The sequence below is a fragment of the Rhodococcus sp. 05-2254-2 genome (genome assembly GCF_002259095.1).
Lineage (GTDB): Bacteria > Actinomycetota > Actinomycetes > Mycobacteriales > Mycobacteriaceae > Rhodococcoides.
Genome location: NZ_NOZJ01000019.1, coordinates 403,877 through 429,936, shown reverse-complemented (window position 1 = coordinate 429,936; position 26,060 = coordinate 403,877). Strand labels below are relative to the sequence as shown.

Genomic DNA, 26,060 nt, shown 5'->3' with positions numbered 1-26,060 from the left:
ACGAATCGAAGGGCTCGGATTCCGCGATGCGCGCAAGTTTCATCTTCAGCGAGGTCTTCACCGGACTTCGCCGCAACATCACCATGACGATCGCCATGATCTTGACGACCGCTATTTCTCTCGGCCTGTTCGGCGGGGGACTGCTCGTGGTGCAGATGGCGGGCAAGACACAGCAGATTTTTCTCGACCGGGTCGAAGTGCAGATCTTCCTCACCGACGACATCTCGGCAACCGATCCCGATTGCGCCGAGGACACCTGCGCCACCCTGCGCTCGGATCTGGAGAGCACGCCGTCGGTGGTTTCGGTGCAGTACCTCAATCGTGAGGATGCGGTGAAGGACGCCACCGAGCGAGTGTTCAAGGATCAGCCCGAGCTGGCCGAACTGGTCAGTGCCGACAGCTTTCCCGCATCGTTCAAGGTTCGTCTGAGTGACCCGGAGCGGTTCGGGGTGATCAACGACAACTTCGAGAATCGACCCGGCGTGCAGAGCGTGCTGAACCAACGCGACCTGGTGGAGCGCTTGTTCAGCGTGCTCAACGGCGTGCGCAACGCTGCATTCGCCATCGCCACGGTGCAGGCGATCGCCGCAATCCTGTTGATCGCCAACATGGTTCAGATCGCCGCGTTCACCAGACGGACCGAGGTGGGCATCATGCGCTTGGTCGGTGCCACTCGCTGGTACACCCAGCTGCCGTTCCTGCTCGAGGCGGTGGTGGCGGCCTTGATCGGCTCCGCACTTGCCATTGCCGGCTTGTTCACGGCCAAGAACATGTTCATCGACGACGTTCTGTCGGATGTGTATCAGGCCAACATCCTGGCCCGGATATCGAACAGTGACGTGCTGCTCGTCTCGCCGTTCCTGGCGTTGGTGGGAGTCGGAATGGCCGCGGTGACGGCCTACATCACGCTGCGCCTGTACGTGCGCGAATAAATTCGCTTGCCGTTCGGTTCTATGCTGGAGCGGTTGCCCGTGGAACCGGTCTGCGCGACGAACGCTCGAGAAAGGGCCCTGCAGTGAGAGAGAAGGGCCGCAAGGCCATCGCGACCAATCGCAAGGCGCGGCACAACTACTCCATACTCGACGTCGTCGAGGCCGGAGTTGCCCTCGTCGGAACCGAGGTCAAGAGTCTGCGTGACGGCAAGGCCTCGCTGGTCGACGCCTTCGCGACCGTCGACGACGGAGAGATCTGGCTACGCGGACTGCACATCGCGGAATACACGCTCGGTAGCTGGACCAACCACGCGCCGCGGCGCAACCGCAAACTTCTGTTGCACCGCCGCGAGATCGACCGCCTCGCAGGCAAGGTCAAAGAGGGCAACCTGACGTTGGTGCCGCTGTCGATGTACTTCTCCGACGGCAAGGTCAAGGTCGAGCTGGCACTGGCCAAGGGCAAGCAGGACTACGACAAACGACAGTCGCTGGCCAAGCGCACCGCCGAACGCGAGGTCACTCGCGAGTTGGGCCGTCGCGTGAAGGGAATGCGCTGACCGCTGTTCTGCTCGCTCTGGTAGCTGCCGTCGGCTACGGGGTGAGCGATTTCGTCGGCGGTGTCGCATCCCGCCGGGTCGCCGCCCTCCGGGTGGTCATCGTGTCCTACCCGCTCTCGCTGGTGATCGTCCTGCTCGTCGCTCCGTTCGTCGGCGGCACCATCGAACTCCCGGCGATGCTCTGGGGCCTGGCCTCGGGTGTCGCAGGCGGAGTTGCCGTGTGGTGGTTCTACCTGGCCCTCGCCGCCGGCCCGATGGCCGTGGTCTCGCCGGTCACCGCTGTGCTGGTCGCCGGTATCCCGGTGCTGGTCGGGTTGTCGATGGGCGAGCGGCCCGGCGTGATCGCGTTCGTCGGTATCGCCGTCGCACTGGTGGCCGTGGTGCTGGTCAGCAGAGAATCACCGGACGAGGTGACCGGTGAGGTTGCCGGTGGTCGAGAGATGAAGTTCACCCGAACGGTCGCCTGGTTGACGGTCGGTTCGGGGGTGACGTTCGCGTTCGCCTTCATCTTTCTGCACCGGATCGGGGACGGCAGTGGGCTGTGGCCGCTCGCGGCGTCGCGCGCATCGGCGACCGCGGTCGTCTGGATCGTGGCACTTGCCTCTGGTCACTTCTCACCTCCGCACGGCAGCGTCCTCAAACTCGCCGCCTTCGTCAGCGTGCTCGACGTCGTCGCCAACGCTGCGATGATCTACGCGTATCAGGGCGGTTTGCTGTCGCTGGTGAGCGTCATTGCCTCGCTGTATCCCGCAGCCACGGTGTTGCTGGCGATGGTGATGCTCGGCGAACGGGTCGGAACGCTGCAGAAAGTGGGAATGGCGATGGCGCTCGGTGCCATCGCCATGATCGCGCTCGCGGGTTGAACATGCTCGCAGACGGGTAATGACCCCGGTTATGACAGCTTCCGATTCGTCGTCCGACATCCCCGCGGCCCAGGTCGACGGACAGCCTCCCCGCGTACTCGTCACCGGTGCCACGGGATACCTGGGTGGACGACTGGCACCGCGCCTGCTCGACGACGGATATCGGGTGCGGGTGCTCGCTCGTACCCCCAGCAAGCTCGACAACGTGCCGTGGGCGGCGAACGTCGAGATCGTCCAGGGGGATCTCAGCGATCGCGAGTCGCTGAAAGAAGCCTTGACCGGTGTCGACATCATGTATTACCTGGTGCACTCCATGGGCACCGCAGGCCACTCCGACTTCGCCGATACCGAGCGCGACAGCGCCGAGAACGTCGCGGCTGTCGCTGCCGAGTGCGGCGTCGGCCGCATCGTCTACCTCGGCGGGCTGCATCCACCGACCGGTGAGCTCTCACCACACCTGAAGTCGAGAGCCGAAGTAGGACGCATACTGATCGACTCGGGTGTGCCGACGATCGTGCTGCAGGCAGGCGTCGTGATCGGATCCGGTTCGGCGTCGTTCGAGATGATCCGGCACCTCACCAATCGGCTACCGGTGATGACCACACCGCGGTGGGTACACAACCGCATCCAGCCCATCGCCGTTCGCGACGTGTTGCACTACTTGATCGGGGCCGCGAGTGCGCCGATCACCGAATCCAGGACATTCGACATCGGCGGACCCGACGTCATGCAGTACGGCGAGATGATGAACATCTACGCCGACGTCGCGGGTCTGCGGCAGCGTCGGATCATCGTTCTCCCGGTGTTGACTCCTCGACTGGCCGGCCACTGGATCGGTTTGGTGACTCCCATTCCGCGCGGCCTGGCGATGCCGCTCATCGAATCTCTGCAGTACGACGCCGTGGGCCACGAGATGGACATCGACGCCGTCGTACCGCGTCCGGACGGCGGCCTGACCGGCTACCGCGACTCCGTGAGATTGGCACTGCGCAAGATCGACGACGGCGAGGTCGAGACGCGGTGGACCGACGCCACCGGTACCGCGGCACCGTCGGATCCGTTGCCCTCGGATCCGACGTGGGCAGGAGAGGTCGTCTACACCGACACCCGGGTCGCCCGAAGCTCGGCACCGTCGACCGCGATCAGGCCCGCTCTCGAACGATTGGCCGACGCCGACGTTCTCACCGGTTGGCGTCGCGACGTCACCGGACCCGACGCATCCGCGTCGGGCACCGAACACACCACTCGGCTCAAGTCCTCGACTCGACTTCCCGGGGAGGCCTGGCTCGACCTGACGGTGGGAGGAACTGCAAAGCAGCCGACCATCGAGCAGCGGCTGGTGTTCTTTCCTCGCGGTCTTGCCGGTCGGGCTGTCTGGTACGCCTCGCTGCCGGCACGCCTGCTCATGACACGTCGAATGTTGCGCACGGTCGTGCAACGAGTGGACGAAGATGCCGCGTCGAACACGACGGATCGCCGGGTCGGCCGTTAATGGAATGAATGTGCTCGGGAGAGGCGTTACACTGAACAGCCCGGACACGGTGTTCGGGAACATACGGGGCTGAACGGTTTCGACTTTGTATGTTGAGTCAGGGGAAGCGTGTCGGTGCAGGCGAGAGACCACCGTAAGCGTCATCGCAACCTTATAAGCGCCGATTCCAATCAGCGCGACTACGCACTCGCTGCCTAAGTAGCGACTGCGTGTCTGTCAGTCCGGGCTTGCCCTCGGTCCGGGTACTGGCATCAGCTAGAGGGCTTACCGATTCATCCGGCCGCGGGATGATGAGGAACATCAAACAGTGGCTGGGATCGTCATCCTGACTTGTTCGCGAGATCGGGAGATCCAAGTAGAGGCATAGCGGACTGCACACGGAGAAGCCCTGGCAATGCAGCAGAGGACCCGGGTTCGATTCCCGGCAGCTCCACCGCAGAAGACCGGGCCGAGAGACACACTCTCGGCCCGGTCTTCTTTCTCTGTCGGCCAGGTCACAATCGACTCGACTCGACCCATCCCACCCGAAGCGGCCGCAGTGCCGAATAGTGGTCATGAGCAACGAGCCGACTCCAGTTCTGCGGACCGGGAAAAGAGTCTCCGAGCCTGCACTGGTCGTGTTGGTCCTCGGCGGCGGCAAGGACGTGAGCCGGGCGCGCAGTAGGCCGTGGCACCTGGCCGGTCTGCGCATGTGGCCGTTCACCTGGATGCTTCGTCGCGCGGGCCGGGCACGCGGCATTTCGGTCCAACAGCTGCAGTATCGGTTTCGTGGTTGGAACGCCCCCCAGCGGTCTCCGGTCGAGGATGCGCGGTGGGCGCTCGATCGCATACACGCCGAGTACCCCGACGTTCATGTGGTGGTAGTCGGCCATTCGATGGGTGGCCGCACTGCTGCTGCTCTGATCGACGACCCTTTTGTCGTGGGTGTCGTCGCGCTGGCTCCGTGGTGGCCGGAGGGTACGGAGGCCGACGGATTCGGCTTGCAGCATGCGTTGCTCGTCGTACACGGGACGGCCGACAAGTGGACCGATCCTCGAACCTCGCGCCGGGCGACCGAGCGAGCAGCATCCCGAGGGGCGGACGCCCGCTATCTCTCCGTTCCGGGTGGGCACTTCATGCTGCGCAATCCGCGGGTCTGGTCGCGGGCGACGCGTGACTTCGTTCTCGGTATCGCCGACGATGCGCGGGCCGACTGCATGGGCACACCGTCGTGACGCGCCGTCGCATCGCGGTGGTCGGGAGCGGTATCGCCGGACTGACGGCCGCATATGCGCTGTCGAAGAACTCGTCGGTGACGTTGTACGAGGCGGACTCTCGGCTCGGTGGGCACGCGGACACCCATTACGTGGACGGCCCCGACGGTCCTGTCGGCGTCGACACCGGGTTCATCGTGCACAACGACCGGACCTATCCGACTCTGCTGCGCCTGTTCGACGAACTGAACGTGCCGACGCAGGACTCGGACATGAGCATGTCCGTGCGCTGCGACGGGTGCGGACTCGAGTACTCGGGCGGCCAGGGCATGCGCGGGATCCTCGCGCAGCGCACCGCGATGTTCAAGCCACGATTCGTCTCGATGTTGCTCGATGTCAAGCGTTTTCATCGCCTGGCCAACGAACTGCTGGACAGTGCCGAAACGCTGGAGTCCGAGACGACCCTCGCGCAGTTCCTCGCAGATCATTCGTTCTCCGCGTACTTCGAATCCCACTTCATGACGCCGTTGGTGTCTGCGGTGTGGTCGTGCGATCCGGACACTGCTCTCGCCTACCCGGCTCGCTACCTGTTCACTTTTCTCCGCCACCACGGAATGCTCACCGTCACAGGATCTCCCACCTGGCGCACCGTCACCGGCGGGTCCATCGAATACGTTCGCCGGGTTGCGAAGCACATCGACGAGGTGATGCTCGATACCCCGGTGCGCGCGGTGTACAGGTCCGAGGACTCCGTGGAGATCCGTGACGGCCACGACCGCCTGCGCACGTTCGACGCGGCCGTGATCGCCGTGCATCCCGGTGCCGCGCTGAAGATGCTCGCAGAACCGACGGCTCTCGAGCACAGCATCCTGGGCGCGATGCCGTACTCGACCAATCACACGCAACTGCACACCGACTCGTCGGTGTTGCCGAAGAACGCGAGGGCTCGGGCGTCGTGGAACTACCACCTGCCGTCCTGCGCCGCCAAACCCGACCGGGTGCTCGTCAGCTACGACCTGACCAGGTTGCAGCGTCTGGGCGACACCGATCGCAGGATGCTGGTCACCCTCGGCGGAGCGGATCGCATCGACCCGAATGCGGTACTCGACGAGATGACCTACGAACACCCGCAATACACCCCCGAATCGGTTGCAGCGCAGCGTCGACTTCCTGAATTGGATACCGACACAGTCGCCTTCGCCGGTGCGTACCACGGCTGGGGATTCCACGAGGACGGTGCGTTGTCGGGAGCGCGCGCCGCACAACGGGTGGGGGCCACGTGGCTCTGACATCCGTTCTGCCGAGCACCCGCGCACACGGGGCGGCGTTGTATCGCACTCGAATCGACCACGTTCGACGCGCGCCGATCCGAAACACGTTCTCGTACAAGAGCTACAGCTGGCTCGTCGACCTCGACGCACTCCCCGAATTGCCCCGGATGCTGCGGCCGCTGGCCTCGTTCGACGCCCGTGACCATCTCGGTGACCCCGACGCCACCATTCGAGAGAACGTCGACGGGTTCCTGGCGGAGAACGGTATCGACCTGGGCGGCGGACGGATCACGATGTTGGCCAGCGCGCGGGTGTTCGGGCACACGTTCAACCCACTGAGTGTGTACTGGTGTCACGATCGCGACGGAGACCTCCGCTGCGTGGTGGCGGAGGTCCATAACACCTACGGCGAGCGATACCGGTATCTGCTGCACACCGACCATCGCGGCGCGGCCCGCACCTCCAAGGAGTTCTACGTCTCGCCGTTCAACGACGTCGACGGCGAATACTCCATGCGGCTACCCGAGCCGGACGCGGCACTCCGGCTGTCGATCGTCCTCGAGCGGCCCGGTCAGCCGCCGTTCGTGGCGACCGTGGACGGCCGTCGACGAGAGGTGACGACGCGGTCGATTCTTCGCACCGCACTCGAGATCCCCTGTGCGCCGCTGCGTGTGGTGATACAGATCCGCTGGCAGGGCATTCGGCTCTGGGCTCGGGGTCTGAAGATCGTGCAGAAACCTGCCCCTCCCGGGGCGCGAGAATTCCAGAAGGAAGGGGCCCGCAGATGACTTCTGTGTCGAAGGCCGATTCTGTGTCGAACCCGTACGGTGCTTCCGCCGTCGGTCCGCGTCCATCGGTGGATCCACGGGTGTGGCCTCAGATCGCCCATGTCCCCGGTGGCGCCAAGGTTGCGGCTGCCGCACCCGTCGCCGATTTCCTCTTTCGCCGCGCGGTCGCGCGATTGCAGGTTCGGGTCGCGATGCCCGACGGTGAGGTGATCGGGGCAGGCTCGGCCGATGCACCGTTGATGACCGTCCGTCGACCACACGACTTCGCAGTACGGGTCGGCGACAGCGGACTCATCGGATTCGGTGAGGCATACATGGCCGGAGACTGGGAGGCCGAGGACCTCACTGCTGTGCTCGAGGTCTTCGCCCGGCGCATGGCGTCCCTGATTCCGAAGTCCCTGCAGCGCCTCCGAGGGATCTATGTCCCCAAACCTCCACGGAGCGAGCGGAATACGACCACGAACACGCGATCGAACATCTCGCGCCACTACGACCTGTCGAACGACCTCTTCGAGCTCTTCCTCGACGAGACGATGACCTACTCGAGTGCGTTGTTCGCCGCATCGGGAAGCGACGACAGCGAAGAACTCGCCGATGCTCAGCGCCGGAAGATCGACCGGCTACTCGACCGGGCGGGCGTCGGCGAGGGAACCAGGGTGCTCGAGATCGGCACCGGGTGGGGCGAACTGGCCATCCGCGCGGCTGCGCGAGGAGCAATCGTTCGCTCGGTGACCTTGTCGGTCGAGCAACAGGAATTGGCACAGAAACGATGTGCCGCAGCAGGATACGGTGAACGGGTCCAGATCGACCTACTGGACTACCGGCTCGTCGACGGCGAGTACGACGCGATCGTGTCGGTCGAGATGATCGAGGCCGTCGGGCATCAGTACTGGGCGACGTACTTCGAGACGATCGACGCGCTGCTCGCGCCGGGTGGGCGGGTTGCTCTTCAGGCCATCACGATGCCGCACGACCGAATGCTGGCCACCCGAAACACGTACACCTGGGTACACAAGTACATATTTCCCGGCGGGTTCCTGCCGTCCGTGCGGGCCATCGAGGAGGTGACCGAGCAGAGCACCTCGCTCAGGGTTCGCGAGCGTCTGTCGATGGGCGATCACTACGCGCGCACCCTCGCTCAGTGGGACAGGCGTTTCCGTGAATACCGCAGCGAGGCCGAGGAGCTCGGTTTCGACGAGGTGTTCGCGCGAATGTGGCACTTCTACCTGTGCTACTCGGAGGCCGGATTTCGATCCGGGTACCTCGATGTTCAGCAGATCGTGCTCGACCGAAGGGACAACCGATGACCGCCTCGACACTTTCCGTGGACCGGACCGATCGCAGTGTCGGTGTTGCACATCGGATTGCCGAATTGATCGAACCCCTGGTGGGTGGTCCGCTTCCCGTTCGGCTGCAGGCGTGGGACGGATCCGTTGCAGGAGATGCGTCGGCACCGCGAGTGCTGTTGCGGAGCCCGAGCGCCCTTCGTCGATTGCTGTGGAGCCCGGGCGAACTCGGCGCTGCGCAGGCATTTGTCACCGGGGAGCTGGACGTCGACGGTGATCTCGCCGCGGCCCTGGATCACGTCTGGGGAGTGGTGCGTGCGCGCCGACTGTCGGCGATCCGACCGGGGCCGGCGTCGCTGGTGCGGTTGGCGAAACTGGCCAAGGACCTCGGAGTGTTCGGTCGCCCACTACCTCCGCCCGTGTCGCAGGCCTCGGTGAAGGGTCGGTTGCATTCGATGCTCCGTGACCGCGCTGCGATCAGCCACCATTACGACCTGTCGAACGACTTCTACGAATTGGTGCTCGATTCGCATATGGCGTACTCGTCGGCCTACTGGACCTCGGATTCGCCGGAGTACACCCTCGACGATGCCCAGCGCGACAAACTCGACCTCGTCTGTCGAAAGATCGGCCTCGACAAGCGTGCAGGGCAACGCTTTCTCGACGTCGGCTGCGGCTGGGGGTCCCTGAGCCTGCACGCCGCTCAGGAGTACGGAGCGCAGGTCGTCGGAGTGACCATCTCGCGCGAACAGAAAGCCTTCATCGACACGCGAATCGCCGACCGAGGACTGCAGGACAACGTCGAGATTCGAATTCAGGACTATCGAGAGATTCCGGACGGGCCCTTCGACGCGGTGGCGTCGATCGAGATGGGTGAGCATGTGGGGGAGGCCAATTACCCCACCTACACCGCCGCACTGCACTCGAACGTCAAGCCGGGTGGACGCGTGCTGATTCAGCAGATGTCGCGAAGAGAAGGGGACAACCCCGGCGGCGGAGCATTCATCGAATCGTTCATAGCGCCGGACATGTACATGCGCCCGGTTGGGCGGACCGTCGCGATGATCGAGGAGGCAGGACTGGAGGTTCGCGACGTCCACGCCCTTCGGGAGCACTACGTGCGGACCGTCGACGTCTGGACGGAACGCTTCGAGGCGCGCTTCGAAGATGTGGTGGCGATGGTCGGGGAAGAGGTCGCTCGCGTGTGGCGGCTGTACCTGATCGGCGGCGGAATGGCGTTCCGGGACAACCGGATGGGCGTCGACCAGATTCTGGCGGTTCGGTCCGAGAACGGACCGTCCGACATGGAACCGGTGCGGCCGGTGTGGGTGTGCCCACGGTGAACTGGTCAGATTTCCTCACCGTATCGCTGGCGAGCCTCGGCGGCACCGCCCTTCTGATGATCGTCACCGCCCTCATCGGCGCGCGCATCGGACGCCACAACGTCGTGGACGTGACGTGGGGCGGCGGGTTCGTTCTGATCGCGCTGATCTCGGCTGCGACCGGAACAGGCGAACTGTGGCGTCGAATACTTCTGCTCGTCCTCGTCGCTGTGTGGGGACTTCGACTTGCAGTGCACGTCTTTCGGCGCTCGCGCGGGCACGGTGAGGATCCGCGCTACACCGAACTGCTCGCCAAGGCCACCGGTAACGAAACCCTGTACGCGCTGCGGAAGATCTACCTGACGCAGGCGATTGCATTGTGGTTCGTGTCCCTGCCGCTGCAGGTATCAGCGGTCGCCCACGGATCCGTTCTGCCGGTGGTCGTACTCGGTGTACTGGTGTGGATTCTCGGATGGACGTTCGAGGCAGTGGGCGATGCGCAGTTGACGGCCTTCAAGGCCGACGCGTCGAACAAGGGCAAGATCATGGATCGTGGTCTGTGGTCGTGGACGCGGCACCCCAACTACTTCGGCGATTCGGCGGTCTGGTGGGGACTGTTTCTCGTCTCGGCGTCGGCGTGGCCCGGAGTGTTCACGTTTCTGTCGCCCATCGCGATGACGTACTTCCTGGTGTTCGCCACCGGTGCGCGGTTGCTCGAGCGCAGCATGGAAAAGCGTCCGGGGTATCGCGAATACCAGCAGCGGACCAGCTATTTCCTCCCACGGCCGCCGAAACGAGCCGGCAAGTAGCTCGCGGGTGGGGCAGCGGCGCTAGGGTTGGTTGAGGATTTCGGTTCGTCGATCAACGAGGAGGCGCATCGTGGCGCACGAGAGAGCTGGAACCACTGCACTGCCGGAGGATCTGGTCGATCTTTCGCAGCTCGTGACGGCGTACTACTCGCGGGTTCCCGACGTGTCGGAACCCAGTCAGCAGGTGGTGTTCGGCACATCGGGACATCGAGGGTCCAGCTTGGATTCGGCGTTCAACGAGGCACACATCGTGGCGACGACGCAGGCGATCGTGGAGTACCGCGCGGCACAAGGCATCACCGGGCCGTTGTTCATCGGCCGGGACACCCACGCGTTGTCCGAACCCGCCTGGACGACGGCTCTGGAAGTGTTGGCAGCCAACGACGTCGACGTCCTGGTCGATTCGGGGGACCGATACACGCCGACTCCCGCCGTCAGTCACGCCATCCTTCGGTACAACGAATCCGGCCCGTCGGCGAAGGCCGACGGCATCGTGGTGACGCCGTCGCACAACCCGCCCCGGGACGGCGGCTTCAAGTACAACCCTCCGCACGGCGGTCCGGCCGACAGTGATGCCACGTCGGTCATTGCCGCTCGTGCGAACGAGCTTCTGCGCGATGGCATTTCGGGTATCAAGCGGGTGACTCTCGCGCAGGCGTTCGCGGGCAGCGTCTCGCGCTACGACTTCCTCGGCACCTACGTCGACGACCTGCCGAACGTGCTGGATCTCGACGCTGTTCGTGCGGTCGGGGTGCGCATCGGAGCAGATCCGTTGGGCGGTGCGAGTGTCGATTACTGGGATGCCATCGCCGAGCGGCACAATCTGGACCTGACCGTGGTGAACCCGTTGGTGGACGGCACATTCCGCTTCATGACTCTCGACACCGACGGCAAGATCAGGATGGATTGCTCGTCGCCGAACGCGATGGCGTCGCTCATCGCTGCCCGCGATCGCTTCGACATCTCGACGGGAAACGACGCCGACTCCGATCGGCACGGCATCGTCACTCCCGACGGTGGCCTGATGAATCCCAACCACTTCCTCGCCGTCGCCATCGACTACCTGTTCACGCACCGACCCGATTGGTCACCCACGGCGGCAGTGGGCAAGACGTTGGTGAGCTCGTCGATGATCGACCGGGTCGTCGGAGGTCTCGGTCGTCGACTCCTCGAGGTGCCGGTCGGGTTCAAGTGGTTCGTTCCAGGTCTGCTTGCCGGTGAGCTCGGTTTCGGCGGCGAGGAAAGCGCAGGCGCGTCGTTCCTCCGACGCAACGGCCGAGTCTGGACCACCGACAAGGACGGCATCATCCTCGCGCTGCTGGCGTCCGAGATCACCGCCGTCACCGGGTCCACGCCGTCTCAGCGCTACGGCGAGTTCACCGCGAAGTTCGGCAATCCGACGTATGCCCGCGTCGACGCTCCGGCCACCCGCGAGCAGAAGGCCGTTCTCACCAAGCTCTCACCGAGCCAGATCACCGCCACCGAGCTTGCCGGGGAACCGATCACAGCCACGCTGACCGAGGCGCCGGGTAACGGAGCTGCCCTCGGTGGACTGAAGGTGACGACGGAGAGCGCCTGGTTCGCTGCGCGCCCGTCCGGAACCGAGGACGTGTACAAGATCTACGCGGAGTCGTTCCAGGGCGAGGAGCATCTGGCCCGGGTTCAAGCCGCAGCACGTGAACTGGTGTCGTCCGCACTCGAGAGCTCGTGACCGACTCACCTCCACCCGATCACGACAGTTCGACGCCCGAGCCGGCGTTCCAACCCGGAGGCAAGCTCCCGCCGGAGATCTGGGTTCTGGTATCGGCGGCGTTCGTCATCGCGCTGGGATTCGGCATCGTCGCGCCCGCTCTGCCACAGTTCGCCCGGGAATTCGGCGTCGGCTACACCGCGGCGTCGGCGGTCATCAGTGCATTCGCCCTCATGCGGTTGCTGTTCGCACCTGCCAGTGGCGCTCTGGTGCAGCGGCTCGGCGAGCGGCCCGTGTACCTGATCGGACTGCTGATCGTTGCGGTGTCCACCGGTGCGTGCGCTCTGGCCCAGACGTACTGGCAGCTGCTGCTCTTTCGCGGACTCGGCGGCATCGGCTCGACGATGTTCTCGGTGTCGGCATTGGGACTGCTGATCAGGATCAGTCCTCCGACCAGTCGTGGCCGCATCTCCGGCCTGTATGCGACCGCCTTCCTGTTGGGAACCATCGGCGGTCCACTCGTCGGCGGCGCGCTCGTCGGATTCGGTCTGCGGGTGCCGTTCGTCATCTACGCCGTGGCTCTCGTGATCGCCGCGGCCGTCGTGTATTTCACCCTGGGCAATTCCGACCTCGTCAAGCCCGAGAAGGGCTCGGCACCGCCCACGATGTCGTTGCTCGCCGCCCTGCGGATTCCGTCGTATCAAGCCGCGCTGGCGTCGAATTTCGCCAACGGGTGGGCAGTGTTCGGTGTCCGGGTGGCCTTGGTGCCGTTGTTCGTGGTCGAGGCGATGCAGCGATCCGAGGTGTTCGTCGGTATCGCGCTGACCGTGTTCGCAGTGGGAAATGCGCTGGTGCTCACCACTGCCGGTCGCCTGTCCGATGTGCGCGGTCGCAAGCCGTTCATGGTGGGTGGGTTGGCGGTGTGCGGCCTGGGAACCGTCGTGATGGGGTACGTGCACGATCCCGTGCTGTTTCTCGTGGTGTCGTTGATCGCCGGAATCGGATCGGGACTGATGAGCCCCGCCCAGCAGGCCTCGGTTGCCGACGTGATCGGATCGAAGGCGCGCGGAGGGCCCGTGCTGGCTGCATTCCAGATGGCCTCCGATGTCGGTGCGGTCATCGGCCCGATCGTGGCCGGGATGATCGTCGAGCAGGTCTCGTTCGGTCCGGCTTTCGCGGTGACAGGAGCGCTGCTTCTCCTGGCCGGACTCTGGTGGTCGCGAGTTCCGGACACGCTCGGGCGCGAGCGCACCTGACACACGCAACCGTAGTATTCGCTGTGTGAGCCAGAAGAAGATATCGAGTACGAAACACACACCCGAGGCAACCTCCAACACGATGACGTACGTATTGGGCGGCATCGCATTCGTCGTAGTGGTGATCGTCATCGTGGTGGCGATCATGTGGCAGAGCGGAAGCGACGCTCCCCGCAACGACGGCTACGGACCGGTCAAGAATCCGGCGGTCGAATTGTCGTTGCCGGGTGACGGTGTGGTGCAGCTGTCGCGTCCTGGAGCGCAGCGGGTCATCGATGTCTTCGAGGATCCGATGTGCCCGTTCTGCGGCGACCTCGAAGTGAAACACGGCCAGGAGTTGGCTCAGAAAATCGACGACGGTGTCGTCTCGGTGAATTACCACCTGGTCAATTTCCTGGATCCACAGTCGGCGTCCGGTGACTATTCGACGCGTGCCGTCGCGGCGTCGCACTGCGTGGCAGCGACCGAGAACGCGCGGGTCTACTCGGCATTTCACGCCGGGTTGTTCGACCCGGAATTCCGCCCCGAAGAAGGCGGTGACTCCGACCGAACCGATGCCGAACTCGCCGGACTCGCCGGATCAGCGGGAGCGAGCGAGCTGGCAACGGAGTGCATCACCAGCGGTGCGCAGCGCGATGCAGCAGTAGCGGATGCGAACACCGGACGGGACGCACTGGCGGCGTCGGGTGCCCGGGGAACGCCGGGGGTCCTCGTGGACGGTCAGGTTGTCGATGCGCTCGGTGACTCGGAATGGCTTGCGTCGATCAACTGATCTCGGGCGTCGGTGCGATCGGTCGTGGAGGTTTCGGTACCGGTCGCACCAGGTGATTTGTTGCTGCTGCGACCGATGGTGTAACTTCGTTCGAGCAACCGCATGAGCGGGAGCACGCAGTAACTCGGGGCTATGGCGCAGCTGGTAGCGCACCACACTGGCAGTGTGGGGGTCAGGGGTTCGAGTCCCCTTAGCTCCACCGAGAAGCAAGCTCCACCGAGAAGCAAGCTCCACCGAGAAGCAAGCTCCACCGAGAAGCAAGCTTCACCGAGTAACAAGCTTCACCAAGATGGTCAATGAAAAAAGCGTCGCCCTCGGGCGACGCTTTTTTCGTGTTTCGGTGTCGAGACCGCCGGATCGGCTTTCGAGTGTCGGACCGGAGCCCGATTCGGCTGTGGTGGTTCAGTGAGCGGCGTCGAATGCCTGCTCGACCTCGGCGGGGATTCTGCCTCGCGCCGAGATGTTGTGGCCGTTCGCCTTTGCCCACTCTCTGATGGCTTTGGTCTGATTGGCGTCGCGCTTGGCACCGGTTGCCGGGGTGCTCGACTTCTTCGTTCGCTTTCCACCGACCTTGGTCGAGTGCTCGATGTAATAGTCGAGCTTGCGGTGAAATTCCTTCGCGTTCTTGTCGCTCAGGTCGATTTCGTAGCTGACTCCGTTGACCGAATAGGTTATGTGTTCGCCACCGGATTCGATCGGTTTTTCGTCGATGTCGTCGACTAGTTGCACATAGACTTTTCTGGCCATGCTGAAGCTCTCCAATGATGCAGGGGATGATGCGGGGATGTCCAGATCGAACTGAAGCGACTATACGGCTGAACAATGTCTTTATCCATGCGGGTCGGGGGATTGTTACTCGATTCGCAGAATTCTCACAATCACCTCGACACCTCGTGAAACCGACGAGGTGATTGTGAGAAGCATTGTCTCGGCGATCCTGTTCATCGTTATCCGTGAGAAAGACGAACTGTCCGGTTTGAATACGTAGTGCCATCCTCGGGTCGGTTCGGGTTCGATCGAATGCGATCGGTTGGTGCCGCTCGGCTTCGATGTATCCGGCAACGAATCGGTCACGAAACGCAATCGTTTCACTAACGAAAGACCACCCGAGACGCGTCGACGGCAATATCTGCTTCACTTGAGGCGCAAGTGTCTGTTGTGACGTGTGGTGCCCCGCGGTGCGGTGACCCGCTCGGATCAGCGGTGTCCGAGGGGTCGAGAGGGGAGTTGCGCAGCGAGTTCCACCGTTGTGCCAGACGCTATGAAATCTGCACCGATGACCAGATCGGTAGTGACGGCGCTGATGTGCGTCGGGATTCTCGGTGCCGGGGTGCTCGTGTCCGCGCCTGCCATGGCAGCACCGGCCGGCACGGCACCCGCCGCAGGCACGGAGTTGTCGGGGAAGACAGTGTTCCTCGATCCGGGTCACCAGGGCACCGCACACTCGGAGAATCTGCAGCGGCAGGTGAACGACGGACGAGGCGGCACCAAGGATTGCCAGACCACCGGCATGACCACAGTGGACGGCGTGCCCGAGCACACGATCAACTGGAAAGTCAGCGAGCTCGTCCGATCGAGCCTGGAGAGTCTGGGTGCGACGGTGAAGACGAGTCGAGCAGACGACACCGGCTGGGGCGGATGCGTCGACGACAGGGCGAAGGCAGCCAGTGAGTCCGGGGCCGACGTGGCCGTGAGTATCCATGCGGACTCCACGAGTACGACGACCGACACCGACAGGCACGGGTTCCATCTGATCGTGCCCACTCTGCCGATTCCGAGCGCCGCTGCCGACGCTGCCCAGTCCCAGGGGGGACGTTCGGCGTCGACGCTGATGCGAGACTCCTACGTGCGCGCAGGCTTCGAGCCCGCGAACTACGCGGGGGTCGAGAACGGAATACAGGAGCGATCCGATGTCGCCGGTCCTGCGCTGACCACGGTGCCTCTGGTGTTCGTGGAGATGGGCAACGGATCCAACCCCGACGACGCAGCGCTGCTGGAGAGCTCGGACGGTCAGCTCGAGCATGCGATCGCCATCTCGACGGGGATCATCGACTACCTCCTCGGGGCCGAAACCCCCTCGACCCCAACGGACGCCGCGACCACCCCTGCGGCTGCCCCCGCCGCGACTGCCACCACCGACACCGCCGCGTCTACGGCAGCACCCAGCGGCGCAGGCCCCGCGGACGAGGGGCGCAGCGCGTTGTCCAGGTTGCTCGAGAGCGTGTCCCCGTACGTGAATGCCTTGGGCGTCGACGGCCTGGAAGCACTCGCGACCCCGGACAACGTGAGCAGTGTGTCGACGTTCGCTCGAGGCCTGCTGAAGCAGATTCTCGCCGACCGGTAGTCTCGGACGCCGTGGCGCGTCGACGAATTCCGGTGGTGATAGTTGCGGGCTTTCTCGGCGCAGGCAAGACCACCCTGCTGAACCACCTGTTACGCAATGATTCCGGTATCCGAATAGGTGTTGTGGTCAACGACTTCGGGGCGATCAACATCGACTCGATGCTCGTGGCCGGCCAGGTCGATTCGATGGTCTCGCTCGGCAACGGATGCATCTGTTGCGCCGTCGACATCAGCGACATGGACGCGATGTTCGACGCCCTCGCACACCGTCGGTCCGCCATCGACGTGATCGTGGTGGAGGCCAGCGGCTTGGCCGAACCCCGCAATCTCATCAGAATGGTCCGGGGCAGCGAGAACGAATTCATCGTCTACGGCGGGCTCGTCGGGGTCGTCGACGCCGTGGAATTCCCGCAGACCCGCGTGCGGCATCCCGAGATCGACCAGCACCTGCGATTGGCCGACCTGGTGGTGTTGAACAAGTCCGACGGGGTGACCGAGTCCGAACGCTCCGCGGTGGTGTCGACGGTGCAGTCGGTCGTAGGAGACGTGCCCGTCGTACCCGTGGCCTTCGGTCGCGTCGACCCGCTGCTGCTGTTCGACAGACGCGAGGATCACTCGGTGAATTCGGCAATGGCGGTGCAGCTGTCGTTCGACGAACTACTCCGAGAGAATCATGACCATGACCATGACCACGAGCACGACCGACACCTGCACGCGCAGTACTCACACACCGAATTCGTCACGGCGGAGCCCGTCGAACCGCGTCGGTTGATCGAGTTCCTGGAGAATCCTTCCGGGAACCTCTATCGCATCAAGGGATTCGTGCATTTCGGCATCGCCGGCTACCCGCAGAAGTTCGTCGTGCACACGGTGGGCCGACACATTCGATTCGAGGCTGCGTCGTGGGCCCGAGGCGAGCCCGAGCAGACCTCACTGGTGCTGATCGGTACCGAACTCGATGCGTCGTTCGTCGAGCAGCGGTTGCGTGCCTGTGTGCGAGGACCGGACGACGCCGCCGACGCCTCCGCGATGCTTCCGGTCCATCGCTACCTCGAGAGCGGCTAGTTCCCTAGAGCCCGACCCACTCGGTACGTCCGCCCTCGAATCCCTGACGCTTCCAGATCGGAACCTCGGCCTTGATCCGCTCGACGAGTCGGGCGCAGGCCTCGAACGCTTCGGCGCGGTGAGCCGAGCCGACGGCCGCGACGAGTGCGAGGTCGCCGACGCGCAGATCGCCGACGCGATGCACTGCGGCCACCGCCAATCCGGTCTCTGCCGATACCTCCGAGCAGCAGCGGCTCAGGAACCGTTCTGCATCGGGGTGGGCGCGGTATTCCAGACTCTCCACCGCATGTCCGCCGTCGTGATCGCGCACGATTCCGCTGAACAGCACGACGGCACCGTGACGCGAATCCTGCACTGCTGCCTCTACTTCGGCAGTGCTCAACGGTTCGTTCGAGATACGGGCGACGAGCTCACTCATCGTGGGGGCCTCCTCCGGCGATCTGGGCCAGTACATGGTCGAGGAGCGGGTCGAGAACGGAGAGTCCGTCCTTCACGCCACCCGGTGAGCCCGGCAGGTTGACTATCAGTGTGCGTCCGATCAGACCCGAGACGCCGCGGCTGAGCACCGCGTGAGGCGTCGCAGACGTTCCGCGGGTTCGGATGGCATCGGCGATGCCCGGCATGTCGATGTCGAGGAGGGCCGCCGTCGCCTCGGGGGTCGCATCGGTGGGGGATACGCCGGTGCCGCCGGTGCTGACGATCAGCGACGGTTCGCCGAGCAGAGCGTCCTGCAGCCCCGCAGCGATGTCGGCATCGGCGTACACGAGTGGGCCCCGCACGGCGAAGCCTCGATCGGTCAACCAGGACGCGATGGTGGGGCCGGTGGTGTCCGGTCGAGTTCCGTTCGCGCCGCCGGTGGAGGCCACCAGTACCGCCGCGGACCGTGAGGACTCGAACACCGGCGCAGCCGCAGCCTCGGGGGAGACCTCTGCTTCGTCCCGCTGCCAATGTCCGTGCTTGCCGCCGTCTTTGGTGAGCAACCGGACGCCGTTCATGGTGGCACCGGGATCGACGGCCTTGACCATGTCGTGCAGGGTCAGGCCGGCGACGGCGACCGCGGTCAGTGCTTCCATCTCGACCCCGGTACGTCCGGTGGTGCGGGCGGTTGCCTCGACCGTGATGGACGACTCGGTGAATCCGAACGAGATCTTCACCGAGGAGAGGGCGAGCTGATGGCACAGCGGAATCAGTTCCGACGTCCGCTTCGCTGCCGAGATGCCGGCGATGCGGGCGGTGGCGAGAACGTCCGCCTTGGGCATGTCGTCCGCGCGCACGAGCGCGATGACCTCGGCCGTGGTGACGAATTCACCGGCGGCGACGGCCGTGCGCGAGGTTTCCTTCTTGTGCGCCACATCGACCATGCGGGCGCGGCCCTGATCGTCGAGATGAGACAGCTGGGGTTGCGGGGCGTCGGTGGTCACAGCGGCCACACCTCCACGTCGGTTCCTGCGGCGAGTTCGGTTGTCTCGGAGTCGATATCGATCAGCACATCGGCCCATGCCAGTGCGGCCACCAGGTGCGAGCCGGGGCCGGCGACGAGCTCGACCCGACCGTCGTCGCGTAATCGGCCACGAAGTAGTTGTCTGCGACCGGGCGGTGACACGATCGATTCGTGCAGGGCCGCGGTGGTCGAGAGCACCGGCGGCAGACCGGCCGCCCGCCGAACGATGTTGCGCGCGAACATGATGTACGAGACGACCGTACTGACGGGATTGCCGGGAAAGCTGAGCACGGGGACGCCGTCGAACATCGTGATGCCCTGCGGTCCGCCCGGCTGCATACGAACCGATCCGAAGTTGCCGCCGAGGGGGCGGAGCACGTCCTTGACCACCTCGAAGTCTCCCATCGACACTCCGCCGGACGTGATGATCAGCTCGGCCGATTCGGCTGCGGCGTCGAGGATCTCGCGAAAGCGGCTCGGCTCGTCGGAGCTGCGCGAAACGGAGACCACCTCTGCGCCGCTGGCGCGAAGGTGTGCGGCAAGGGTGATGCCGTTCGAGTCGTAGATCTGACCGGGCGTCAGCGTCGAACCGGCGTCGACCAGTTCGGCTCCGGTGGTCACCACGGCCACCCGGGGGCGCGAGCGAACGTCCACTTCGCCGAATCCGACGGCGGCGAGAACGGAGATGTGGCGGGGTTCGAGCACTCGACCCGACTCGACCAGGATTGTCCCGACGCGCACGTCGCTTCCTTGTTCGCGTACGAATTCGCCTGCTGCGCGGCCTCTTTCGATCGTCACGGAGCCGGCCGTCGGTACCGAGGTGTCCTCGACGGGGACGATGGTGTCCGCTCCGTCCGGAATGGGGGCACCGGTCATGATCTTGGCGGCGCTGCCCGGCGCGAGAACTGCCGACTGCGTCGGGCCTGCGGCGATGATCGTCGAGACCGGAAGCGTCACCGGGGTCGTCGCCACGGATCGAGAATCCACGGCGTAGCCGTCCATCTGCGAGTTGCAAAACAGTGGCAGATCGACCGGAGATCGAACGTCCTCGAAGGAGACGCGGCCCAACGCGTCGTCGAGAAGGATTCGCTGAGCGGTTCTCGCTGTCAGCGCCGCGAGCAGAGTCTCGACCGCGGCGGCATGTTCCTCGACCGATACCGCGGTCACCGTGCGGATCCAGTGATCGCGTGCGTCTGCTCAACCGTCATGGGTGCCAATCCTAGGCACGCCGATCCGTCCGCTCGGTGTGGGCTGCGGCATAATGGGTAGACACATCTACGACAGGCGTGATTCCCGACAGAGACGAGGTACGAGGTGACGGTGGACAGTGTCACCTCGCTCGGCATTCCAACGTTCGGCACCACCACGGGTTCTGCGGCAGGCGGGGTGAACTCCGTGTCCGATCGACCGGACGTGCCACACCTGATCGATCGATTCGGCCGGGTGGCCCGCGACCTGCGTATCTCGATCACCGAGAAATGCTCGCTGCGCTGCACGTACTGCATGCCCGAGGAGGGCCTTCCGGCTATCCCGGCGGCAGCGTTGCTGACACCGGCCGAGATCGCTCGCGTGGTCTCGGTGTCCGTGCGGCTGCTGGGTATCAGGGATGTGCGTTTCACCGGAGGTGAACCGCTGATGCGCCGCGACCTCGACGACATTCTGCGGTTGTGCCGCGATGCCGCGGAGGGTGTGCCGCTGTCGATGACCACCAACGCCGTCGGTCTCGAACACCGGGCTCGGTCCTTGGCCGACGCCGGGTTGACCCGAGTGAACGTCTCGTTGGATTCCGTCGACCGCGAAGATTTCGCTCGCCTGACCCGACGAGACCGGTTGCCCTCCGTGCTCGCCGGAATCAGGGCAGCGCAGCGAGCCGGGATCGGACCGGTCAAGGTCAATGCCGTTCTGATGCGCGACACACTGTCCGGTGCCGTCGATCTGCTGCGCTGGTGTCTCGACGAGGGGGTGGCACTTCGATTCATCGAGCAGATGCCGCTCGACGCCGATCACGAGTGGGCCCGCGCGAACATGATCGACGCCCAGACCTTGCTCGACGAGCTGTCCACCGAATTCGACCTGCGTGAGGTGGGGCGTGCCGACCCCTCGGCCCCTGCCGAGGAGTGGAGCGTCGACGGCACCGACGCCACCGTCGGCATCATCGCGTCGGTGACGCGCTCGTTCTGCGGTGATTGCGACCGCACCAGGATCACTGCAGAAGGAACGATTCGGTCCTGTCTGTTCAGCGACGACGAAACCGACCTGCGGGCCGCTCTGCGCGGCGGTGCCACCGACGAAGAACTGGCAGCGGTATGGCGTGGGGCCATGTGGAACAAGTGGGCGGGACACGGCATCGACGCCGACGGCTTCGTACCTCCCACCCGCAGCATGGGAGCCATCGGTGGGTGACACCCAGGTGGAGGTGCGGTATTTCGCTGCAGCGGTCGACGCGTCGCACTGCGAGTCCGAATACCTCACCGTGCCGGTCGGTGCCACCCTCGCAGATCTGAGAGAGCTGATTCTGTCCCGGCACGGCGCGCCGATGGAGCCGATTCTCAGGGTGTCGGCGTACCTGGTGGGCGAAGATCTCACCCGCGATCTGGGGCGCACGATCGGCGGCAGGGTCGACGTGCTGCCGCCCTTCGCCGGCGGCTGAGCACACCCCGCCGCCGACCCGTGGCTGCCCGATTCAGCTGCTTCTCTTCCACCAATCGTCGAATGGCGTCACAGGCACCGTGCGCTTGTGACGAGTTGCCAGGAACATCTTCTCCAGCTTGTCGGCGACTTCCTCGGTGACGTCCTTGCCCTCCAGGTAGTCGTCGATCTGCTCGTACGTGACGCCGAGGGCTTCCTCGTCGGGTAGCGCAGGTCGATCGTCTTCGAGATCTGCGGTGGGAACCTTGCGCCAGGTGCTCTCGGGTGCCCCCAGCTCGCGCAGCAGTGCCGCGCCCTGGCGCTTGCTCAAGCCGGTCAGCGGAGTCAGATCGACGCCGCCGTCACCGAATTTGGTGAAGAAGCCGGTGATCGCCTCGGCGGCATGATCGGTGCCCACGACGACGTAGCCGAGTTCGCCTGCGAGGGCGTACTGCGCGACCATGCGCTGGCGAGCCTTGATGTTGCCGCGGACGAAGTCTCGGATTCCGGCACTGCCGAGTGCTTCCGCCGTCGCGGCCGCTGCGGCGTCGGCGGCGTCCTTGATGTTCACCGTCACCGTGCGGTCGGGATCGATGAACTTCAGCGCGATCGAGGCGTCGTCCTCGTCGGCCTGCACGCCGTAGGGGAGGCGAACGGCGACGAACTCGGCCTCGTGTCCGTCCGCTCGGAGCTCCGTCGCAGCCTGTTGGGCGAGCTTGCCGGTGAGCGTGCTGTCCTGTCCGCCACTGATGCCGAGCACGAACCCCGAGGCCGGCGTCGACGCCAGGTAGTCCTTGAGGAAGTCGACTCGCCTGCGGACCTCCGTGATCGGGTCGATGCTCGACTGCACGGCCAGCTCGCGCATGATCCCCGTGCGCAATTCCGAGTTGATGTGTCCCATCACGTCATCCTAATGACGAATGCCGGGGCCGATCTCGCGCCGTGCGTAGTGTCGGTGGTCGTGAGTGGAACCTCCGATACCTTCGTCAAGCGAAACCCCCAGGCACACCCCGACTTCTACGCCGCCGAGGCCACCGGGCTCGGGTGGCTCGGCGAGGCCGGGGCCCCGGTCGTCGGGGTCGTCGGGCACGGCCGGGCGTACATCGAACTCGAGCGGCTGGTGGCGGCCCGTCCCACGCCTGCCGGAGCCGAACGATTCGGGCGCGCGCTCGCCGCGACACACTCGGCCGAAGCCGCCGGGTTCGGTGCGCCACCCGTGGATGCCGACGGCGTCGCCTTCTCGGGTCAGCTGTTCATCGGATCCCGGCCCATGAGCAGTACGGTGCACCGATCCTGGGGAGCCTTCTACGCGGCCGAACGAGTGTTGCCGTTTCTCCGAATCGCGGTCGACGCCGGAACCGTGACGCCGGGGGAGGCGTCGGTCGTCGAATCGGCGTGTGGACGCATCGCGGACGGCGACTTCGACGATGCAGAGTCGCCGAGTCGTATTCACGGCGATCTCTGGAACGGCAACGTGTTCTGGACCGACGCGGGAGTGGTGCTGATCGATCCGGCGGCGCACGGTGGGCACCGCGAAACCGATCTGGCGATGCTGGCGCTGTTCGGTTGCCCCCACCTCGACGTCGTCGTCGGCGGGTACGAGACGGTGCAGCCGTTGCGAGCAGGGTGGCGCGAACGCACAGCACTGCATCAGCTGCATCCACTCGCCGTTCACGCAGCCGGTCACGGCCGCTCGTACGGCACCGCGCTGCACGCGGCGGCCGCCGCCGTCGTCCGTCTTTGAACGCAGGACCTACCGAGTGCGAGTTGCCCTGATGGCTATCGGACTCGAGTTGCCCGGCGTACCAAGTCTTCCCAACCGTCGGCAAGGCGATCCATCGGCATTCCCAGATCGCGGTACTGATGGAGGACCAGGGTGGCTTCGAGTGGTGTGAGCAGCCAGTACGCGAGCAATTCGAGATCCCCGTCCACCTCGGCGGCGCGGAGCAGCGACAGCACATGGGTGAAGTTGACCATGTGCGCCGGGGCGGAATACCGCGCGTCGTCGGCGCTCTCCGCGGCGCGGAGCACTTCCCCTTGAACGTTGACGAATTCCAGTCGCGCTCGGCCGAAGGCGACGAGACGATCGATCGGGTCGGCTCCCGGGCCCAGCGGCGGATCGCCGAACATGAACGAGTGCTGCAGTTTCTTCTCGGTGTGGTCGAGCAACGCACGCATCAGCCCGGCCCGGTTCCCGAAGCGACGGAACACGGTGCCCTTGCCCACTCCGGCCTTGGTGGCCACCGCGTCCATGGTGATGGCGTCGGCTCCGACGGCCGCCACCAGATCCGTTGCGGCATCGAGGAGCAGGCGACGGTTGCGGGCTGCGTCGCACCGCTCGGAGTCCTCGCCCGCTATGGGCAGCATGGGGCCGGTCACAGACGAAGCCTACCTCGCCGGGAACATAAATGGACCACGGTCCGTTTGGATGGTAGGAATTGACACGACGATCACGTCATCCGAACTCGCGAAGGAATAACCTCATGTCAGACGCTCATGTACTCGTTCTCGTCGGAAGCTTGCGCGCCGAGTCGGTGAACAAGCGGATCGCCGAGACTGCTGTCACCGTGGCACCCGCCGGTGCCGAGGTAGTGGTTTACGACGGACTCGGAGATGTCCCCTTCTACAACGAGGACATCGACGTCGAGGGATCGGTGCCCGAGGGCGCACTCGCTCTGCGGGCCGCTGCCGAGAAGGCCACGGCGTTGTTGCTGGTCACGCCCGAATACAACGGCACCATTCCGGCCGTGCTGAAGAACGCCATCGACTGGCTTTCGCGCCCCTACGGTGCGGGTGCCATGGTGGGCAAGCCGGTCGTCGTCATCAGCGCTTCCCCCAGTGGCAACGGAGCGAAGTGGGCGCACGAGGACACCAGCAAGGCCGTCCGCATCGCCGGCGGAACGGTTCTCGAGGATGTTCGGCTCTCCATCGGTGGCACCATCGACAAGTTCGGCTCGGCCCACCCGCGTGAGAACGCCGAGGTCTCCGGTGAGATCGGCCACGTCGTTGCCGAACTGGTGAAGGCCGCCGACGAACTCGTGAGTGCGTGACCCGTTCGGTTATGGGAATCGTTTTCATGTAGGGTTTGCGGCATGAAGGTGAGAAACTCGTTGAAATCGCTCAAGAACAAGCCCGGCGCACAGGTGGTACGACGCCGTGGCACGGTGTTCGTGATCAACAAGAAGGAACCGCGGTTCAAGGCGCGCCAGCGCTGACCACTGCGTGATCGCCGAAGGGCCCTCGGAGAAGTTCGAGGGCCCTTCGGCGTGTCGTGGGGAGGGTCGGCGGTTCTCGGTACACGTCATGGACCCGGCCCGGTCTCCCTGTGACGAACAACATGCGCGCGATGTGACGTGCGACACGCCGATGTCCTCCGATTCTTGCGGCTTCACAACGCCGTGACCAGCGAATACCAAGCATGTTGTTCGCAACATCTCGTGTTCTAGGCAGATGTCGGACACTAGGTGTAGTGTTTGACCAACCGAGAGACCACAACTCGAAGAGCCTGCACACATGGGTTCGAGCAGGTCGAAGTCGCCCTGAGCGGGAGATGTTCTCGGTGCCACACGCAGAGCACATCGGTCGCGTCGGTTCACCCGATGGCGACAACGGAAAGAGGGACACCATGAGCATCACCGTTTACACCAAGCCCGCCTGCGTTCAGTGCAATGCCACCTACCGCGCCCTCGACAAGGCCGGTATCGAGTACTCCGTCATCGACATCTCGCAGGACCCCGAAGCGCGCGACTACGTCATGGCTCTCGGCTACCTGCAGGCTCCGGTCGTCGTTGCCGGTGACGATCACTGGTCCGGCTTCCGTCCGGACCGCATCAAGAGCCTTGCAGCGAACGCTGCTTGAACAGAACGAGGAAGTGAGTGAGCGGTGAGTTTCCAACCGCAGTCCACCCACTCACTGGTCTATTTCTCCAGCGCGTCCGAGAACACTCATCGCTTCGTCTCGAAGCTGGACGTTCCTGCGACGCGCATTCCATTACGTGATCCGGACGGCACTTTTCGTGTCGACACTCCCTACGTCCTCATCGTGCCGACGTACGGGGGAGGGGTCACGTACTCCGGGCGCGACACCAACTACGTCCCCAAGCGTGTGATCAAGTTTCTCAACGACAAGCACAATCGGTCGTTGATCCGAGCTGTCATCGCTGCCGGAAACACGAACTTCGGTGACTCGTTCTGCTTCGCGGGAGATGTCATTTCGCAGAAGTGCGCAGTTCCGTATCTCTACCGATTCGAATTGATGGGCACCCCCGAGGACGTAGTGCGGGTCCGCGAGGGGCTGGAGGACTTCTGGGAACGTGAAGTCCGACGCGCCGCCCACACGCACTAGAGCACCA

Annotated in this window: 28 protein-coding genes, 1 tRNA gene and 1 other RNA gene; 24 read left to right on the top strand and 6 right to left on the bottom strand. The window is 64.7% G+C overall.

Going from position 1 to position 26,060, the window contains the following annotated elements; translation table 11 throughout:
* Positions 1–26: 26 nt before the first annotated feature.
* From ftsX to CH283_RS21660, 15 genes are all read left to right on the top strand, one after another.
* Positions 27–932 carry a permease-like cell division protein FtsX gene (gene ftsX, locus CH283_RS21730; protein ID WP_068045894.1) on the top strand — a complete coding sequence of 302 codons (906 nt, stop codon included), beginning with the start codon at positions 27–29 and terminating at the stop codon, positions 930–932.
* An 83-nt stretch (positions 933–1,015) separates the two neighbouring features.
* Entirely contained in the window at positions 1,016–1,489 is a 474-nt protein-coding gene (gene smpB / locus CH283_RS21725) for an SsrA-binding protein SmpB (RefSeq protein ID WP_027496576.1), read from the top strand.
* An 8-nt stretch (positions 1,490–1,497) separates the two neighbouring features.
* Positions 1,498–2,352, top strand: coding sequence for a DMT family transporter (locus CH283_RS21720; protein ID WP_094642284.1), 855 nt, complete (start codon positions 1,498–1,500; stop codon positions 2,350–2,352).
* A 31-nt stretch (positions 2,353–2,383) separates the two neighbouring features.
* Complete coding sequence (locus CH283_RS21715; protein WP_068045888.1) at positions 2,384–3,844, top strand: SDR family NAD(P)-dependent oxidoreductase; 1,461 nt, start codon at positions 2,384–2,386, stop codon at positions 3,842–3,844.
* 65 nt (positions 3,845–3,909) lie between these two features.
* Positions 3,910–4,280: a transfer-messenger RNA gene (gene ssrA / locus CH283_RS21710) on the top strand.
* A 118-nt stretch (positions 4,281–4,398) separates the two neighbouring features.
* Positions 4,399–5,058, top strand: coding sequence for an alpha/beta hydrolase family protein (locus CH283_RS21705; protein ID WP_094642467.1), 660 nt, complete (start codon positions 4,399–4,401; stop codon positions 5,056–5,058).
* Positions 5,055–6,326: an NAD(P)/FAD-dependent oxidoreductase gene (locus CH283_RS21700; protein ID WP_176460493.1), complete on the top strand. Its 1,272-nt coding sequence runs from the start codon at positions 5,055–5,057 to the stop codon at positions 6,324–6,326. Before CH283_RS21705 ends, CH283_RS21700 begins: the two co-directional genes overlap by 4 nt.
* Positions 6,317–7,096 (top strand): DUF1365 domain-containing protein, encoded by a 780-nt coding sequence (locus CH283_RS21695; protein WP_068045885.1) that lies wholly within the window; start codon positions 6,317–6,319, stop codon positions 7,094–7,096. The genes CH283_RS21700 and CH283_RS21695 overlap by 10 nt, the downstream gene beginning before the upstream one ends.
* Positions 7,093–8,403 (top strand): SAM-dependent methyltransferase, encoded by a 1,311-nt coding sequence (locus tag CH283_RS21690; RefSeq protein WP_094642283.1) that lies wholly within the window; start codon positions 7,093–7,095, stop codon positions 8,401–8,403. Before CH283_RS21695 ends, CH283_RS21690 begins: the two co-directional genes overlap by 4 nt.
* Positions 8,400–9,725 carry a class I SAM-dependent methyltransferase gene (locus CH283_RS21685; protein ID WP_094642282.1) on the top strand — a complete coding sequence of 442 codons (1,326 nt, stop codon included), beginning with the start codon at positions 8,400–8,402 and terminating at the stop codon, positions 9,723–9,725. Before CH283_RS21690 ends, CH283_RS21685 begins: the two co-directional genes overlap by 4 nt.
* Before the next feature lie 56 nt (positions 9,726–9,781).
* Complete coding sequence (locus CH283_RS21680; RefSeq protein WP_373454784.1) at positions 9,782–10,513, top strand: DUF1295 domain-containing protein; 732 nt, start codon at positions 9,782–9,784, stop codon at positions 10,511–10,513.
* Between the two features lie 70 nt (positions 10,514–10,583).
* Positions 10,584–12,224, top strand: a complete 1,641-nt coding sequence (pgm, locus tag CH283_RS21675; RefSeq protein WP_068045877.1) for a phosphoglucomutase (alpha-D-glucose-1,6-bisphosphate-dependent) — start codon at positions 10,584–10,586, stop codon at positions 12,222–12,224.
* 77 nt (positions 12,225–12,301) lie between these two features.
* Entirely contained in the window at positions 12,302–13,459 is a 1,158-nt protein-coding gene (locus CH283_RS21670; protein WP_094642463.1) for an MFS transporter, read from the top strand.
* Between the two features lie 25 nt (positions 13,460–13,484).
* Positions 13,485–14,231 (top strand): DsbA family protein, encoded by a 747-nt coding sequence (locus tag CH283_RS21665; protein WP_176460492.1) that lies wholly within the window; start codon positions 13,485–13,487, stop codon positions 14,229–14,231.
* Between the two features lie 126 nt (positions 14,232–14,357).
* A tRNA-Ala gene (locus tag CH283_RS21660) sits at positions 14,358–14,430 on the top strand.
* 203 nt (positions 14,431–14,633) lie between these two features.
* Here CH283_RS21660 and CH283_RS21655 read toward each other — a convergent pair.
* On the bottom strand, positions 14,634–14,978 hold the full coding sequence (locus tag CH283_RS21655; RefSeq protein ID WP_037190211.1) for a histone-like nucleoid-structuring protein Lsr2: 345 nt from the start codon (positions 14,976–14,978) through the stop codon (positions 14,634–14,636).
* Positions 14,979–15,507: 529 nt separating this feature from the next.
* On the opposite strand from CH283_RS21655, the gene CH283_RS21645 reads away from it, so the two are divergent.
* Together CH283_RS21645 and CH283_RS21640 are read left to right on the top strand one after the other, a co-directional pair.
* Positions 15,508–16,575: an N-acetylmuramoyl-L-alanine amidase gene (locus tag CH283_RS21645; protein WP_255183288.1), complete on the top strand. Its 1,068-nt coding sequence runs from the start codon at positions 15,508–15,510 to the stop codon at positions 16,573–16,575.
* Between the two features lie 11 nt (positions 16,576–16,586).
* A complete protein-coding gene (locus CH283_RS21640) occupies positions 16,587–17,639 on the top strand; it encodes a CobW family GTP-binding protein (protein ID WP_094642280.1) in 1,053 nt (350 codons plus the stop codon).
* Positions 17,640–17,643: 4 nt separating this feature from the next.
* Here the strand turns inward: CH283_RS21640 and CH283_RS21635 are convergent, their stop codons facing one another.
* Genes CH283_RS21635 through CH283_RS21625 form a run of 3 tightly spaced genes read right to left on the bottom strand, consistent with a single transcriptional unit; the run spans position 17,644 to position 20,247 of the window.
* Positions 17,644–18,057, bottom strand: a complete 414-nt coding sequence (locus CH283_RS21635) for a molybdenum cofactor biosynthesis protein MoaE (protein WP_094642279.1) — start codon at positions 18,055–18,057, stop codon at positions 17,644–17,646.
* On the bottom strand, positions 18,050–19,060 hold the full coding sequence (gene moaCB / locus CH283_RS21630) for a bifunctional molybdenum cofactor biosynthesis protein MoaC/MoaB (RefSeq protein WP_094642460.1): 1,011 nt from the start codon (positions 19,058–19,060) through the stop codon (positions 18,050–18,052). The genes CH283_RS21635 and moaCB overlap by 8 nt, the downstream gene beginning before the upstream one ends.
* A complete protein-coding gene (locus tag CH283_RS21625; protein ID WP_068045864.1) occupies positions 19,057–20,247 on the bottom strand; it encodes a molybdopterin molybdotransferase MoeA in 1,191 nt (396 codons plus the stop codon). The genes moaCB and CH283_RS21625 overlap by 4 nt, the downstream gene beginning before the upstream one ends.
* A 147-nt stretch (positions 20,248–20,394) precedes the next feature.
* Between CH283_RS21625 and moaA the strand changes: the two genes are divergently transcribed.
* The gene (moaA, locus tag CH283_RS21620) at positions 20,395–21,483 is read left to right on the top strand and encodes a GTP 3',8-cyclase MoaA (RefSeq protein ID WP_373455156.1); all 1,089 of its coding nucleotides are present in this window, start codon (positions 20,395–20,397) and stop codon (positions 21,481–21,483) included.
* On the top strand, positions 21,476–21,730 hold the full coding sequence (locus CH283_RS21615; RefSeq protein WP_068045861.1) for a MoaD/ThiS family protein: 255 nt from the start codon (positions 21,476–21,478) through the stop codon (positions 21,728–21,730). The genes moaA and CH283_RS21615 overlap by 8 nt, the downstream gene beginning before the upstream one ends.
* 33 nt (positions 21,731–21,763) lie before the next feature.
* Here CH283_RS21615 and nadE read toward each other — a convergent pair whose 3' ends face one another.
* A complete protein-coding gene (gene nadE / locus CH283_RS21610; RefSeq protein ID WP_068045858.1) occupies positions 21,764–22,609 on the bottom strand; it encodes an ammonia-dependent NAD(+) synthetase in 846 nt (281 codons plus the stop codon).
* Between the two features lie 12 nt (positions 22,610–22,621).
* Between nadE and CH283_RS21605 the strand changes: the two genes are divergently transcribed.
* Entirely contained in the window at positions 22,622–23,452 is an 831-nt protein-coding gene (locus CH283_RS21605; RefSeq protein ID WP_094642278.1) for a fructosamine kinase family protein, read from the top strand.
* 35 nt (positions 23,453–23,487) lie between these two features.
* Here CH283_RS21605 and CH283_RS21600 read toward each other — a convergent pair whose 3' ends face one another.
* A complete protein-coding gene (locus CH283_RS21600) occupies positions 23,488–24,087 on the bottom strand; it encodes a TetR/AcrR family transcriptional regulator (protein WP_094642277.1) in 600 nt (199 codons plus the stop codon).
* A gap of 104 nt (positions 24,088–24,191) precedes the next feature.
* Here CH283_RS21600 and CH283_RS21595 point away from each other — a divergent pair, with 104 nt between their 5' ends.
* The 4 genes from CH283_RS21595 to nrdI all read left to right on the top strand — a co-directional run bounded on the left by CH283_RS21595 (position 24,192) and on the right by nrdI (position 26,053).
* Entirely contained in the window at positions 24,192–24,758 is a 567-nt protein-coding gene (locus CH283_RS21595; protein ID WP_068045853.1) for an NAD(P)H-dependent oxidoreductase, read from the top strand.
* Positions 24,759–24,800: 42 nt separating this feature from the next.
* The gene (gene ykgO / locus CH283_RS21590; RefSeq protein WP_037189801.1) at positions 24,801–24,923 is read left to right on the top strand and encodes a type B 50S ribosomal protein L36; all 123 of its coding nucleotides are present in this window, start codon (positions 24,801–24,803) and stop codon (positions 24,921–24,923) included.
* Positions 24,924–25,333: 410 nt separating this feature from the next.
* Positions 25,334–25,567, top strand: coding sequence for a redoxin NrdH (locus CH283_RS21585; RefSeq protein ID WP_068045912.1), 234 nt, complete (start codon positions 25,334–25,336; stop codon positions 25,565–25,567).
* A 24-nt stretch (positions 25,568–25,591) separates the two neighbouring features.
* A complete protein-coding gene (gene nrdI, locus CH283_RS21580; RefSeq protein ID WP_094642276.1) occupies positions 25,592–26,053 on the top strand; it encodes a class Ib ribonucleoside-diphosphate reductase assembly flavoprotein NrdI in 462 nt (153 codons plus the stop codon).
* The last annotated feature ends 7 nt before the right edge of the window (positions 26,054–26,060 follow it).